The organism is Arthrobacter sp. TJ-170, from assembly GCF_058269305.1.
In genome coordinates, this window is the sequence record NZ_JBZCNL010000002.1 from 328170 (window position 1) to 342383 (window position 14214).

Genomic DNA, 14214 nt, shown 5'->3' on the forward strand with positions numbered 1-14214 from the left:
TCCAAGCACCGGGTAATACGTCGAGGCGTACCAACCCATCGCCGACCGAGCTTCACCGGATCACCGCCCCATGCGCCTCTGCTATCGCAAGCGCCTGGGCGACGTCGACGACGGCGCCGCGGACATTGAACTCCTCCCCCTCTATCCCTTCGAGGGTGCTTCCGCGCAGGTCGGCTTCTCGCAAACGCGCGCCGCTCCAGGCGATGTTGGCCAGGCGGCAATTACGCAACACGGTATTGCGGAGGTCTGCGTTGGTGAAGTCAGCTTCCGTGAAGTTCACTTCAGAAAAGGATCCACGCTGCAGGTCTGCCCCCACCAGCGAGACGAAGGACCAGTTGCCGCCCTTGACCCGCACCGGCTTCAAAGCTGAGCCGATCAAGACGCTGCCTGTGAACTTGCACCCTTCAAACGTGGCGTCGAAGAAGTTGCAGTGCTCGAAGCGGCAATTGTCGAAGGCGCTGTTGATATGGGTCGAAACGTTGAACCGCACGTTGCGGAACACACAACCGCTGAAGATGCTGCCCTCGGTACGCAGTTCAGTGAAGTCGCAGTCGACGAAGCGCGCTCCGCTGTGATCTTCGCGCTCACTTTTGAACGCGTACCAGTCCAGTCCGCTCCGTACCTCGTCATCGCCCGCCATTCTCCTGATGCTAGCTGCCCATTTGCCGGAGGTGACGCCACCGTTTACAGTCAAGCGCGGAACCTGAACGACGTTACTGATCCCGTTTCGGACGAAAGGCCACTATGGCAAGCCCCGACCGCACGTACTACGCCGTGCTTGGGGTGAGCAGAAGCGCCACTGCGAAAGAAATCAAGAGCGCGTACCGCAAAGCCGCCCGTTCAGCCCACCCTGACCAGGGCGGCAGCGCCGAGCTATTCCACGATGTCGCCGTAGCCTACGAAATGCTCTCCGATCCTGAGCGCCGGCGTCGTTACGATCGCACCCTGGGCATCGAGGATCCGTTACCGGATGCGAGGCCTGCATCGGCCGCGAGGCGCCAGCCGCCTGCGCCCGAGGTCTACACCCAGCCCCCTCGCTACGAACCCGGCTACGACGACGACGCCGCAGCGGCAGTGGTGCCTCTCACCCTGGCGCAACAGCAGGTTCACGGAACCGCCCGGGAGCCCGGCGGCTTCGCCAAGCTTCGACCGGGCGCCACGGCACGCTACGACGGCGAGCGCGCCACCGCGCGCCTGTTGGAGGCCAGTCTGCTGCCCGGTTTTCCTGCAGCCCGGTTGGTCAATGGATTGTCTTTCGGCCGCGGCGTGGATGTCGGTCACGCGCTGCTGGCCGGTTACCGCATTGCCGTCGTCGACTCGCTCGTGGCGCCCCCTGGAAATTACTCCTGGGACGGGCACCGTCTGCGACACCGCGGACGGCACGCGGGAGACGTGCGAATCACCGAGACCGTGCGTCGGGTTCAGGACCTCTTTCCGGAGTGCAACGTGCGCGGCTGGCTGGTGCTCCACGGCCGGCAGAACAACCCGTTCGAACCGATTGTGGACTACCCGCCCTCGCTGGACCGCTCGGCGTTGGTGTCCGTCCACGTTGCCAACCCCGGGACACTGCTTCGCGAGGTGCGGCGCTTCCTTTCTGAGGGCCCCCAGGCCAATACGGTGCAGGTACCTGTGCTCGGCCGCTTGCTGCGTGCGGCCGGGCGCTAGGATTACACGGTGTTCCGCATCCTCTTCTATACGCCCGAGATCCCCGGTAATACCGGCAACGCCATCAGGCTTGCTGCGGTCACCGGTGCAGAACTTCACCTCGTTGAACCGTTGGGCTTCGACCTCGACGATACGAAGCTTCGAAGGGCCGGACTGGACTACCACGATCTCGCCGTCCTGACCGTCCACCGGGACCTGGACGCCGCTCTGGGAGCTCTTCGACCCGATCGCCTCTTCGCCTACACCGCCGAGGGCACGGTCACGTACTCAGACATCGACTACCGCCCCGGGGACGTGCTCCTCTTTGGGCCGGAGTCTGTGGGACTGCCGTCCGAAGTGAAGAATCATCCGGCCGTCACCTCGCGCGTGCGGTTGCCCATGCTCCCCTCGCGGCGTTCACTCAACCTGGCGAACTCGGCGTCCATCGTGCTCTACGAGGCCTGGCGTCAGCAGGGTTTCGAGGGTGCCAACCCAAGCCAGTCCATCTTGGAGGAACGTTCGTGACCGATGTAGGCAGCCTGTTCGACGACGGCGCAGAGCACTTCGAGCGCCTGGCCCCGGTTCTCTGGAACACCATGGGCAACGCGGTTGTTGCCGCAGCCGATCTTCACGTGGGCGAAAGCGTGCTCGACGCCTGCTGCGGAAGCGGCGCGAGCTCTATCCCCGCAGCACAGCTGGTGGGTCCCGATGGACGGGTTGACGCCGTGGACCTGTCTACTGAACTACTTTCGCTCGCGACTGCCAAGGCAGCCGCGCTGGGCCTCGACGCCATCACGTTCACAGAGGCGGATGCGTCGGTATGGTCGTCCGGGCAGCAATATGATGCCGTGCTCTGCTGCTACGGGCTCTTTTTCCTCCCCGACATGGCCGCCGGTACCCGTCATCTTGCTTCGCAGCTACGCAGCGGCGGAAAGCTGGCCATGAGCACCTGGCAGGAACACGCCCACGAACCGTTCGCGACGCTCCTGCGCGAAGTGTGCCTCGAGGAGCAACCGCACCTGCGCGAAGCTCCGGTTCCCAAGCCGACACGGCAAATGGCGGAGATTTCATCAGTTGAAAAGTTGCACGCCTTCCTGGAGACGGCAGGGTTCGCGTCCGTCGAGGTGCATGAGACGCCTTTGGAGGTTCCGCTGGACGCCGAACTTGCCTGGACCCTGGTGCTTGGCACCGGATACCGGTTCCTGCTGCCTGCCGACGCTGAGGGCCGGGAGCGCATCCGCAGCCGCTTCATGGAGAAACTCGGCAGCGATCTGACCCTTAACGCCGACTCATTGATCGCCGTCGCCGTCCGTCACTAGCACAGACGCGAACCCATCCATGTCGCTCTCCGCGACGAACAAAAGATGTCATCGGTTGCAACTGATCAGGCATGCAGTTCTGGAGAAACGGCGGTAGGACATGGGCGCACGGCCAATTGGGCGAGACGTGCTCACACGCGCCGTCGGCCATGCTGTTAGAGATAGACACCGGGGCGCTTTATGCTTGAAGCCTATGGATACTCCACGTGTGAGCCGGACAACCGCTGCCGGATCGGACCCTGATCAGGCCACCGGTGAGTCCTCCGGCTCGGCGGCTGACCTGTCTGGTCTGTTGGCGCGGATCGCCCAGCATGACCAAGGCGCCTTCGCGGAGTTTTACGCACAGACATCGCGCAGGGTATATGGCCTTGCCCGACGCGTCCTGATCGATCCCGAGCTTAGCCAGGACACCACACAGGAGGTTTACCTTCAGGTGTGGAACATGGCGGACCGCTTCAATCCGGACGCGGGGAGCCCGATGGCGTGGCTGATGACGCTGGCACACCGCAGGGCTGTGGACAGGGTGAGATCGGAGCAGAGTTCCACCGACCGTGAAGCCCGGTACGGCGCGGCCATGCAGGTCAAAGACCATGATGATGTCGTCGACACGGTCACCCAGCGGCTGGAAGCTGAAGCTGTCGTCAAGTGCTTGGAGACGCTGACTGAGACGCAGCAGGAATCTGTCCGGCTCGCCTACTACGGCGGACTGACGTATCGAGAAGTGGCGGAAAAGCTTGATGTGGCGGTACCGACCATCAAGTCAAGAATCAGAGACGGATTGATCCGACTGAAAACATGTTTGGGGGTGAACTGAAATGCAGGCCAAGGATATGAACAAAAACTTCTCGGGTGATCTTCGGCAGGACCTGGCCAACGGCCTCGCCCCGGAATGGGCCGAGCTGTATGCCCTGGATGCCATAAGCGAAGAAGAGCGCACCACGCTCGAGGACTACATTTCAGATGCCGCTCCTGAGATCCGTCAGGCCTTCGACCGGCGCGTCCAGTCAGCGCACGAGACCCTTGCACAGGCCTATGCCACCCACGAGGAAGAGCCGCCGGCTGACCTGTACACGCGCATCGTGGATAATTTGCCGGATGACACGGCCTCGACCACTCCAGCGGCCGAGGCCGGAGACGAGCTCGCCGCACGCCGTACCGCGCGTCGCGGTCATTCCGCCATGGGGCGCTGGCTGCTCGCAGCCGCCGCTGCCGTGGTGGTCGCGGTCGGCGGTGTGACGGTGGCACAGAACCTGCAGCCTTCCTCCATCCAGGAGCAGGTCCTGCAAGCGGACGACATCCAGCGTGAAGAGGTCGAGATCGGCGACTCCGGCACAGCTGAACTGGCGTTTTCCGAGTCCAGGGATGCTGCCGTCGTCACCCTCGACGGTGTCCCGGCACCGCCGGAGGGCAAGGTATACCAAATGTGGCGCATCCCTGCAGATGGTGCTTCCCCGGAATCGCTCGGAACCATGACCGGCGAGGAAGTCGCGCACACCGAACTGGCGATCGAAGGCATCAACTCATACACAGGCCTGGCGATCACTGTAGAGCCCGAAGGCGGCTCAAATACGCCGACCCTTCCAATAGTGGTAGAAATTCCCTTCAACGCCTGACTGAACCGGTAAGGTCCAGCCTGCTTGCTTGACTGCGGTCAGAACCCGGCGATCGTTGTCTCCGTGTTGACCGGGACCACCTGGAAAACCTCGGCGCTGCGCCCTACCGCCAGGCCGCCGCGCTGGGCGTTGGCCGTGAGGAAACCCCGGACGGTACTGTCCATCCGCTCGATGTCCGGATGCTGGCTCGCGTGGAAACGCAGGGCACGCATTTTGTCTTCCACGTGGTCGGTCACGTCGACGAAGTGGTTCTCGAGTTGAGTGGGCCCGCCGAAGAACCACAGCCACGGAACGCGGTATGAATCCAGTCCGCGGGCAGCCAGTTCAGGGAAGGCATACGGGTTCTCAACGGCGGGGTAGATTGCCCGGGTGACGGCTTCCCCGCACGCCAGGTGATCTGGGTGGCTTTTCTGGATCCTTTCCCAGTTTCGTTCCGGGTGCATCGACAGGACTATCTGCGGCCGCACGCTCCTGATGAGCTCCACGACACCTGCCACCAGCTCCAGTGTGGGTTCCAGATAGCCGTCGCGGTGGCCAAGGAAATGCACCGTTTCCACGCCCACCAGCCGCGCAGCCGCGCGCTGTTCCTCGCGCCGCAACTCGACGATGTCAGTGCGGTGTTCCTCGGAGAAGCCGCCCGCGTCGCCGTCGGTCATGATGCAGTAGTCAACGTCGACGCCGGCTGCGGTCCATTTCGCTACCGTCCCGGCAGCGCCGAAATCGATATCGTCCGGGTGCGCTACAAAACAGAGGACCCGATTCACGCCGTCCGTGGTTTGTTCAGGAACCTCAGTCATGCTCAGCTCTTGCGCTTCCTGATCTCATCGGTCGCCTGAGGCAGCACGGTTGTCAGGTCTCCAACAACACCGAAGTCCGCGATCTCGAATACTGGAGCGTCGGGGTCCTTGTTGACTGCAACAATGACCTTCGCCGTCTGCATGCCGGCCTTCTGCTGGATGGCGCCGGAGATGCCGGCGGAGATGTACAGCTGCGGGGAGACCGTTTTGCCGGTCTGGCCGATCTGGGCCGAATGATCAATCCACCCGGCGTCCGTTGCGGCTCTCGAGGCACCGACCGCACCGCCCAGCGCGTCCGCCAGATCCTCGACCGGCCCGAAGTTGCCGTCGACTCCCCTGCCACCGGCCACTACGACGCGTGCTTCATCCAGTGTTGGGCGGCCGCTCGCCGCCTTCTCCGAGCGGCCGGTGATACGTGCTGCCGCTCCCGGCACCGCTACATCCACGGAACGGACCTCGGGCAGGGAACCGCTCTGGGGGGTCGCGACCTCCACGCTGTTCGACTTGACCGTGATGATCGGACGCCCCGTAGTGACCGAGGCGTTCACGGTGTATGAGCCGGCAAATACCGACTTCGTGGCGGTGAAATCCTCACCGACCGCCACGGCATCCGTGATGACACCCGAGGCCAGGCGGATACCTGTCCGGGCGGCTATCTCTTTGGCTTCGAATGTATTGCCAAGGAGTATCGCGTCAGCTTCTGCTGCTGCGGCTGCTGCCCCGAGGAAAGCGGCCTTCCCGGCAACGAGCAGATCGCTCAGCCCGTCGGACGACGGCTGATAGACGGCCCCGGCGCCGTACGCACCAAGCTCAGCCGAGACCTGGTCAGTCAGCTCTCCCAGCAGCGCCACCACGGGCTCCCCAAGGCTTCCCGCGAGAGTCAACAACTCACGGTCAGTCTTGTGCAGGTTCTCACCGGGCGTGTCAATGTAAACGAGGACTTTTGCCATTCCAAGGGCTCCTAGAGAAGTTGTGCGCAGGATAGGCTGCTGCTAGAGCAGCTTCTGCTCGGCGAGGAAATCAACCAGTCGACGCCCGGCATCACCATCGTCGGTGATGATGACGCCCTGCGAACGCGGAGGCCGCGGCTCCGCCTGCTCTACCCTCGTCCATGCACCGGTGAATCCCACCTCGGAGGCGTCCAGCCCGACGTCGGCGAGCGCAAGGGTAGTAATCGTCTTCTTCTTGGCCGCCATGATGCCCTTGAAGTTCGGGTACCGCGGTTCGTTGATCTGGTCGGTGACGGACACAACGGCGGGCAGGCCGCTCTCCACCGTCTCAGCCACATTGTCGCTTTCCCGGCGGGCCGTGAGGTGCCACGCGCCGTCGTCCTGCTGCAGTTCCAGGCTGGACGCGAAGGTGACCTGCGGGAGATCCAGCAGCTCTGCGAGCTGAGCGGGGACAAGGGAAGTTTCGCCGTCTGTGGAAGCCATGCCCGTCAGCACCAAGTCGATGTTGCCAAGGTGCCGTACGACGGCGGCAAGCGCCCGTGAGGTGCCGGACGCGTCCGAGCCGGCGAGCGCCTCATCGCTGAGGTGAACACCTTCATGTGCGCCGATCTGCAGAGCCTTCTTCACCGCGTTCACGGCAGCCGGCGGGCCCATGGTGACGGCTATGACATGGTGACCGGCGCCGCCATTGGCTTCCGCGAGTTGCAGGGCAGCTTCAAGAGCGTACTCATCGAGCTCCGACAGAATGCTTTCCGAGCGGTCGGTGGTGTTGTGCTCTCCGCGAAGGTGACGATCGAACTGGGCGTCCGGTACGTGCTTCACCAACACCGCGATATTCAGCGCGGGATTTGTCTCGTCCATTGCTGCCTTTCCTCCGGCTAGTAGCTGCCCGCACACAAGCTAACCACACCGGTGTGCCGATTACCGCAGCCATATGACGAAGCAGCAGCCCCCGGTCCGGTGGCTGCTGCCGCGTCCTATTCCTTCTGTATCAGGCAGGTGCCTGACCGACCGTGACGTCAAGGGTCAGGGTTTCGTCAGCCCGCACCAGTTCGACCTCTGTGGACTCCCCCTCGGCGAGCATCCGCACGGCGGCCGTAAGCGACTGTGGATCCTCGATTGGGAAGTCGCCGACCCGCGTGATGATGTCACCTTCCTGGAAACCCGCGGTTTCCGCCGGGCTGCCCGATTCGATGGATTGCACCTGCGCGCCGATGGAGAAGGAGCTGCTGCCCTGTGCGCCGCCGGACGAGGCGGCGCCCACGCTCACCCCAAGGAAACCGTGCGTTGCCTTGCCGTTGGCAATGATTTCGTCGGCCACGCGCTGGGCGTAGTTGATCGGAATTGAGAATCCGACGCCGATGTTGCCTGCGCTCTCGCCGGTGCCGGCTGACGCGATTGCCACATTGACGCCGATGATCTCGCCCTGGGAGTTAACCAGCGCACCGCCGGAGTTACCCTGGTTGATAGCAGCATCCGTCTGTATCACGTTGAGGTAGATCGAGCCTTGGCCGGCCTGCTGGGGCGCTTGAGAACCGTCCGGTGGGAGGAAGTTGAAGCCATCCCCTGAGTCCTGTTCCGGTGCGTCCGACTGTTCTTCGGGAACCGCAGAGGACTGCACACTGATCGTGCGGTTCAGAGTCGAAATGATGCCGTCGGTGACGGTGCCGCTAAGGCCCAGCGGGGCGCCGATTGCGATGGCGACATCACCAACGTTCAGTTCGGAGGAATTGGCGAGCGTCGCAGGTTGAAGGTCGGGAGCATCAATCTTGATCACCGCGAGGTCCGAGAGTGGATCCGTGCCAACTATCTGCGCCTGGAAAACCCGCCCGTCATTGGTACGCACTTCAACGGCAGGTTCGGCAACCTGACCGCCGAGCGTGACAACGTGGGTATTGGTGACAATATGGCCATCAACATCAAGGATGATGCCGGAACCGGAGCCACCCGAACCGCCACCGCTGACGGAGATGGTAACGACGCTGGGCGACGCCTTGGCTGCCGCGCCCGTGATCTCGTTGACGCTCTCCGTGTCATTGATCACGACGGACTGGGGCCGGGAGCCACCGTTGTTTGAGACCGGGACGCCCGACTCGAGCAGTGCATCAGCGCCGGCCACCACACCGCCGCCGATGAGCCCCGCAACCAGCATGCCCGCAAGGAAAGTTCCTGTACCGACCCGCTTCTTCGGCTCACCCTGTTTTTTTCCCGGTCCGTCATGGCCGGCATATGGCCCGGGCCCAAACGCCGTGCCCGGGGCCTGCGGTCGGCTCGCCAAGTGGTCCCCGTGCTGGGACCCAGAACTTCCGAGCGGCGAGGTGAAGGGATGCCCCTGATGCTGCTGCGTCGCGGGGAAGTTCGGGTTGTGACTGGGAGGATTCAGCGGCCGCGGCGGAAGCGGTCCGTCATATGAACCGGGGTTGTTCTCGGTCATCGGTTGTCCTTTCAATGGTGCTTCCTGAACTATGGCAAAGCAGCCTGTAATAACGGCCGACGTTGCCTGTATGGAAGCTGTGAGCCAGCCGAACGCGTTAGTGCCTTCTGTAATTGTCTCGCACCGCCGAAGGGTGCGGTAAGCCGGAAGATTTCGCTCGGGGCATAGCTTCCCCGGTGGACGGCCCCTAGAGCGCACCATAGAATCGCAATCAGGCGAACCCCCGGGACTTATGCCTTGCACAACGGCGGTTTGCCAGTTCCCGGAGCGCCCGGCGGACACTGCTGAAGGGTCGTGAATGAAGTCGAGCATCACACGCATCTGCTCCGCCGCGGGTGTTGGAACATTGGCTCTGCTGAGCCCGGTCGTCGCCGCGCCTGCCTACGCTGTCGATCCGGTCGACTTCAGTTCGGAGACGGTGGTGGACCAGGCCGACGTGCTCACCGACGCTGAACAGCAGCAGGTGGAGCAGTCGATCGAGCAGCTCCAGAGCGAGCATGGTTATACGCTCCATGTCGCCTACGTTGACTCCTTCAGCAACCCGTCCAGTCCGCGCGAATGGGCCGCCGCGACTGCGGACATCAGTGGGTTCCAGGCTGATGACGCAATTTTCGTAGTCGGCGTCGACGACCGCACCGGTGGTATCCTCGCCGACAGCTCAAGCGTGGTGGACGATCAGTCCACCGCGATCTACCAAAGCTTTGCCGTCCCTGAACTAAGCGGAGACGATTGGGCAGGCGCAGCCGTGGCAGCTACCACCGGGGTTGACCAGGTCCTTGACGGCGGCACACTCGGTACGGCTGGAGCCTCCGACGTTGGCGGTGGAGGTTCAGTCCTGTTCATCGGGGCGCTCCTGGCTCTTGCTGGTGCGGGCGGCTACTTCTATCTCCGGTCGAAGACCCGGAGGCCCGAGCCGCAGGAGCAGCGCCAGCGCCCCTCGGAGATAGAGTTCGGTCCGGGCCGGGGAGCTGACGGACAGGTGCTGGATCCTCTGGCCTCTCTCAGCGTGGAGGACTTGCGCCGTCGGGCGGGAAGCCTGCTGATTGCCGCCGATGACGCCATCAAGTCCAGCGAACAGGAACTCGGCTTCGCGCAGGCCCAGTACGGTGATGATGCAGTGAAGCCGTTCGCGGAGGACATCGCTGTAGCGAAGGCCCACATGAGCGAATCATTCAAGCTTCAGCAACAACTCGACGACCATATTCCCGATACGGAAGAGGACCAGAGAAAATGGCTCGGTGACATCATCCGCCGCTGCGAGTCGGTGAACGCGAGCCTTCAGGAACACAAGGCCGATTTTGACGCCCTCCGGAAGCTGGAACGCAACGCTCCTCGGGCATTGGCGGAGGCACAGGCTGCTGCGGGTGATGTCGGAACGCGCCTGGCAGCAGCGGAAGGAACCTTGCGGCAACTCCAGGGGAGATACGCCACCTCGGCGACGTCACAGATCGAAGACAACGTTGACCAGGCGCGCGAGCGGCTACAGTTCGTCGACAATGCCTCTTCCACGGCGCAGAGGCATCTCTCGGAAGGTAACACCAGTGCCGCCGTCGTTGCCGTCCGCGCCACCGAAGAGGGTGTGCACCAGACGAAGGTCCTTCTGGAAGCAATCGATCGCCGTGCATCGGAACTGGCCACGGCTGAACGCGAGATGCAAAGCGCTGTCTCGGATACGGCCCAGGACCTCGCCCAGGCGCAGGCAATGGTGGATGCGGGATCCAATCCGGAGCTCGCCGGTCCCGTGGCAGGGGCGAGGGCTGCGCTGGAGTCGGTGGAACGTGAGATCGGTTCCGGGAAGATCGACCCTGTGTCGCTCCTGCAACGCGTTGAGAACGCACACATGCAGCTGGACTCCGCCATTGGCGGAGTCCGCGACCAGGCAGTGCAGATCCGGCGGGCACGCGAGACCCTGCAGCACACCATCATGGCTGCCCAGTCGCGTATTTCCGGAACGTCGGATTACATTCGCGCCCGCCGCGGCGGCGTGGGCAGCGAGGCCCGAACGCGTCTGGCGGAAGCAGAGCGCAACCTTGACTACGCGATGCGCATACAGACCGAGGACCCCGTGACCGCTCTCTCCCATGCGCAACAGGCTGCAGCTCTTGCAGAGCAGGCGGGCCAGATCGCGCAAAACGACGTGGACGGCTTCGGCGGACGTATGGGCGGCTTCGGCGGAGGCGGGATGTTCGGCGGCCGCGGAGACGGCATGGGTGGCGCCCTCCTCGGGGGCATTCTCATCGGTTCCATCCTCAACGGCGGCGGCCACGGCGGCGGGTTCTTCGGAGGCGGCGGTGGCGGCTTCAGCGGAGGCGGCGACGGCGGCATGTTCGGCGGCGGCGGATTCGGTGGGTTCGATGCCGGCGGGGGCGGATTCGGTGACTTCGGGGGCGGATTCGGAGATTTCTAGGTGAGAGACCTCAAAAGGCAAGGAATTACTCAGGCAGATCGAAAGGTATCCCATGGTAAAGCAATCAATTTTCGGACGTATCTCAACACTGGCGAAGGCCAACATCAACGCACTTCTGGATCAGGCGGAAGACCCCCAGAAGATGCTTGACCAGATGGTCCGTGATTACTCGAACAGCATCGCCGAGGCCGAGAGCGCCGTGGCGCAGACCATAGGCAACCTGCGCATGCTGCAGGAGGACTACAACGAGGACCGCGAGAACGCGCGGAGCTGGGGCAACAAGGCGCTCGCGGCGTCGAAGAAAGCCGACGAGTACCGCTCATCCGGCGATCTTCCGGACGCTGAGAAGTTCGACAATCTGGCCAAGGTGGCCATTCAGCGCCAGATGACGGCCGAAAACGAGGCCAAGGGCGCAGAGCCGACCATCGCTTCCCAGACCGAGATTGTCGAGAAGCTCAAGACCGGCCTCAACCAGATGAAGGGCAAGCTTAACGAGCTGACCAGTAAGCGTGATGAGCTGATCGCCCGCTCGCGCACAGCAGCTGCCCAAACGCAGGTGCACGACGCCATGAAGAGCATCGATTTCATGGACCCCACGAGCGAAGTCGGCCGCTTCGAGGAGAAAATCCGCCGCGAGGAAGCCCGTGTCCTCGGCCAGGCCGAACTGACCAACTCGAGTCTTGATGCGCAGTTCGAGAGCCTTGAGGACCTGGGCGAGCAGAGCGAGATTGAGGCTCGCCTCGCCGCCCTCAAGTCCGGCGGTTCCAGTGCGGACTCCCCGTCCGCCATCGAGCAGGGCGAGGAAAGCCCGAAATACTGACCCCCAGCTCCAACCCAGACGACGGCGGTTCCCAACGGGGCCGCCGTCGTCTGGGTTAACCGGGGAGCAGTCCGCCGATGACAGGCACTGCAGCCACCGGTCCACCTCTTATGATCAGGGACCGGCGGTAGATTGGGCCGTATGGCACTGACCGTAGTGTGGCTTCGTGACGATCTGCGGATCGCAGATAACCCTGCCCTGCACGCCGCAGCCGAGCGCGGCGGCGTCGTTGTTTGTTATGTGCTGGACGAGGTGAGCGAGGGAATACGGCCGCTGGGCAGCGCCTCGCGCTGGTGGCTTCACCATTCACTGTCCTCCCTCGCCGCCGCCCTCGACCAGCGAGGCATCCCGCTGGTGCTGCGGTCTGGCCGTGCGGCGGATGCTCTCCCCCGCCTTGTTGAAGAGTCCGGGGCCGACGCTGTCTTCTGGAACCGTCGATACGCCCTCGCCGAGCGAAACATCGACGCTGCGCTCAAGGAATCATTGGGGAAGGACGGCTTCCAGGTACACAGCTTCCAGGCGAACCTGCTGTTCGAACCGTGGGAAGTGACTACAGGCAGCGGCTCGCCATACAGGGTGTTCAGCCCCTTCTGGCGCGCATGCCAGAGTCGGCCCGCTCCACGCAGACCCCTGGATGCGCCGCCGGTGCTGAGCGGGCCAGGGATCACTTCGGAAGACCTTGACGCGTGGCAGTTGCGTCCCGTTGCACCCGACTGGGCAGGCGGCCTTCGAGCGACCTGGGAACCTGGCGAGCAGGAAGCACAGGCGCTGCTCGAGCGCTTCCTGTCGGTAACCGTTGACGGTTACGCGCAGTCCCGCCAACTACCGAACGTTGAGGGAACCAGCCGCCTTTCGCCCCATCTGCGGTTCGGCGAGGTCAGCCCCTTCCAGGTGTGGCATTCCGCTCAGATCAACCCGACGGATGCGCCGGCCAAGGATCTCACCGTCTTCACCCAGGAACTCGGGTGGCGCGAATTTTGTTGGCAGCTGCTGTATCACCAACCGAAGCTCGCTACGGAGAACTACCGCACGGAGTTCAACGCCTTCCCGTGGCAGCAGCCGGACCCGCAGGAGCTGGACGCGTGGCGTTACGGTCGCACGGGATTTCCCCTGATCGACGCGGGCATGCGTCAGCTCTGGCACTCCGGATGGATGCACAATCGAGTGCGCATGGCCGTCGGTTCCTTCCTCGTGAAAAACATGATGGTGGACTGGAGGGTGGGCGAGCAGTGGTTCTGGGACACCCTGGTGGACGCAGACCCGGCGAACAACGCCGCGAACTGGCAGTGGGTGGCCGGTTCAGGGGCCGACGCCGCCCCCTACTTCCGCATCTTCAACCCGGTCACACAGAGCAAGAAGTTCGACGCCGACGGGGGTTACCTCCGTAGGTGGATACCGGAGTTGCGCTCCGTGACCAACATCCATGAACCATGGAAGGACGCACCCGCAGGATACCCGCAACCGCTGCTGGACCTGAAAGCGTCGCGCGATCAGGCACTCACCGCGTATCAGGAACTTCGCCGCGGTGAGTTGCCCTGATTGACCGCCGCTTGAGCACCTGCGGCATAACCACCCACAGCGCGAGGATAACCGTCGCCAGACTTGCCGCAGTGATGGTCCCCGCCGTGCGATTCAGCACGATGTCGAAGATCAGACCTGTCACCCCAATGAGCACCATCGCCACCAACACCATGGTGATCCACAGAATCCGGTGTGCGTTCGTGACCAGCGACTTCTTGATACGCAACCGGAAGAACGTCCGGTGCATAATCACGGTGCCCAGTAACAACGACGTGATTAGTGCGGACAGCACCACCAGTACCAGATAGGTGCCGACCTGAAAGGAATCCAATTCGGCGAAGCGCGACTGGAACGGCAAGGTGAGCAGGAACCCGGTGAGGATCTGGATTCCGGTCTGAAGGACCCGGAGTTCCTGCAGCAGTTCGAGCCAGTTACGGTCCACACGCTGCAGAGCAGTCTCCCCGCGTTCCCTATCGCCCCCCACCATGCCCTGATCGATCATGGACATAGTTTAGGTGAGCCGCGGTGTGCGAGGGGCGAAATGGTGCGGACAATAACAAAGGTCCTGGAAGCTGAGCTTCCAGGACCTTTGCCGTCTAGTTGCGGGGGCAAGATTTGAACTTGCGACCTCTGGGTTATGAGCCCAGCGAGCTACCGAACTGCTCCACCCCGCGGCGTGATTACTACTCTACCCGCCGCGGGGCCGGAT

At 63.3% G+C, this 14214-nt stretch carries 14 protein-coding genes and 1 tRNA gene; 8 read left to right on the top strand and 7 right to left on the bottom strand.

What is annotated here, in order from left to right:
* Window positions 1-52: 52 nt before the first annotated feature.
* Window positions 53-640 (bottom strand): pentapeptide repeat-containing protein, encoded by a 588-nt coding sequence (locus AC4D1W_RS05475; RefSeq protein WP_490898072.1) that lies wholly within the window; start codon window positions 638-640, stop codon window positions 53-55.
* A 104-nt stretch (window positions 641-744) separates the two neighbouring features.
* Here AC4D1W_RS05475 and AC4D1W_RS05480 point away from each other — a divergent pair, with 104 nt between their 5' ends.
* The 5 genes from AC4D1W_RS05480 (at window position 745) to AC4D1W_RS05500 (ending at window position 4576) form a co-directional block, all read left to right on the top strand.
* Window positions 745-1665 (top strand): J domain-containing protein, encoded by a 921-nt coding sequence (locus AC4D1W_RS05480; protein WP_490889384.1) that lies wholly within the window; start codon window positions 745-747, stop codon window positions 1663-1665.
* A 9-nt stretch (window positions 1666-1674) separates the two neighbouring features.
* On the top strand, window positions 1675-2169 hold the full coding sequence (locus AC4D1W_RS05485; RefSeq protein WP_490889385.1) for a tRNA (cytidine(34)-2'-O)-methyltransferase: 495 nt from the start codon (window positions 1675-1677) through the stop codon (window positions 2167-2169).
* Window positions 2166-2963 carry a class I SAM-dependent methyltransferase gene (locus tag AC4D1W_RS05490; RefSeq protein ID WP_490898073.1) on the top strand — a complete coding sequence of 266 codons (798 nt, stop codon included), beginning with the start codon at window positions 2166-2168 and terminating at the stop codon, window positions 2961-2963. Before AC4D1W_RS05485 ends, AC4D1W_RS05490 begins: the two co-directional genes overlap by 4 nt.
* A gap of 193 nt (window positions 2964-3156) precedes the next feature.
* Window positions 3157-3777 carry an ECF RNA polymerase sigma factor SigK gene (gene sigK, locus AC4D1W_RS05495; protein WP_490889389.1) on the top strand — a complete coding sequence of 207 codons (621 nt, stop codon included), beginning with the start codon at window positions 3157-3159 and terminating at the stop codon, window positions 3775-3777.
* A gap of 16 nt (window positions 3778-3793) precedes the next feature.
* Window positions 3794-4576: an anti-sigma factor gene (locus tag AC4D1W_RS05500; RefSeq protein WP_490898074.1), complete on the top strand. Its 783-nt coding sequence runs from the start codon at window positions 3794-3796 to the stop codon at window positions 4574-4576.
* A gap of 38 nt (window positions 4577-4614) precedes the next feature.
* Here AC4D1W_RS05500 and AC4D1W_RS05505 read toward each other — a convergent pair whose 3' ends face one another.
* The 4 genes from AC4D1W_RS05505 to AC4D1W_RS05520 form a co-directional block, all read right to left on the bottom strand.
* Window positions 4615-5373: a PIG-L deacetylase family protein gene (locus tag AC4D1W_RS05505; RefSeq protein ID WP_490898075.1), complete on the bottom strand. Its 759-nt coding sequence runs from the start codon at window positions 5371-5373 to the stop codon at window positions 4615-4617.
* Between the two features lie 2 nt (window positions 5374-5375).
* Window positions 5376-6323: an electron transfer flavoprotein subunit alpha/FixB family protein gene (locus AC4D1W_RS05510; protein ID WP_490889395.1), complete on the bottom strand. Its 948-nt coding sequence runs from the start codon at window positions 6321-6323 to the stop codon at window positions 5376-5378.
* Window positions 6324-6365: 42 nt separating this feature from the next.
* On the bottom strand, window positions 6366-7184 hold the full coding sequence (locus AC4D1W_RS05515; RefSeq protein WP_490889397.1) for an electron transfer flavoprotein subunit beta/FixA family protein: 819 nt from the start codon (window positions 7182-7184) through the stop codon (window positions 6366-6368).
* 130 nt (window positions 7185-7314) lie between these two features.
* Window positions 7315-8757: a S1C family serine protease gene (locus AC4D1W_RS05520; RefSeq protein WP_490898076.1), complete on the bottom strand. Its 1443-nt coding sequence runs from the start codon at window positions 8755-8757 to the stop codon at window positions 7315-7317.
* A 298-nt stretch (window positions 8758-9055) separates the two neighbouring features.
* On the opposite strand from AC4D1W_RS05520, the gene AC4D1W_RS05525 reads away from it, so the two are divergent.
* The 3 genes from AC4D1W_RS05525 to AC4D1W_RS05535 all read left to right on the top strand — a co-directional run bounded on the left by AC4D1W_RS05525 (window position 9056) and on the right by AC4D1W_RS05535 (window position 13523).
* Complete coding sequence (locus AC4D1W_RS05525) at window positions 9056-11164, top strand: TPM domain-containing protein (protein ID WP_490898077.1); 2109 nt, start codon at window positions 9056-9058, stop codon at window positions 11162-11164.
* A 52-nt stretch (window positions 11165-11216) separates the two neighbouring features.
* The gene (locus AC4D1W_RS05530; RefSeq protein ID WP_490889403.1) at window positions 11217-11984 is read left to right on the top strand and encodes a PspA/IM30 family protein; all 768 of its coding nucleotides are present in this window, start codon (window positions 11217-11219) and stop codon (window positions 11982-11984) included.
* 141 nt (window positions 11985-12125) lie between these two features.
* Entirely contained in the window at window positions 12126-13523 is a 1398-nt protein-coding gene (locus tag AC4D1W_RS05535; RefSeq protein WP_490898078.1) for a cryptochrome/photolyase family protein, read from the top strand.
* Here the strand turns inward: AC4D1W_RS05535 and AC4D1W_RS05540 are convergent.
* Both AC4D1W_RS05540 and AC4D1W_RS05545 read right to left on the bottom strand, forming a co-directional pair.
* Window positions 13483-14007, bottom strand: coding sequence for a DUF6328 family protein (locus tag AC4D1W_RS05540; protein WP_490898079.1), 525 nt, complete (start codon window positions 14005-14007; stop codon window positions 13483-13485). The two genes, AC4D1W_RS05535 and AC4D1W_RS05540, sit on opposite strands and share 41 nt — an antisense overlap.
* A gap of 98 nt (window positions 14008-14105) precedes the next feature.
* Window positions 14106-14179 (bottom strand) — tRNA-Met (locus AC4D1W_RS05545).
* Between the last annotated feature and the right edge of the window lie 35 nt (window positions 14180-14214).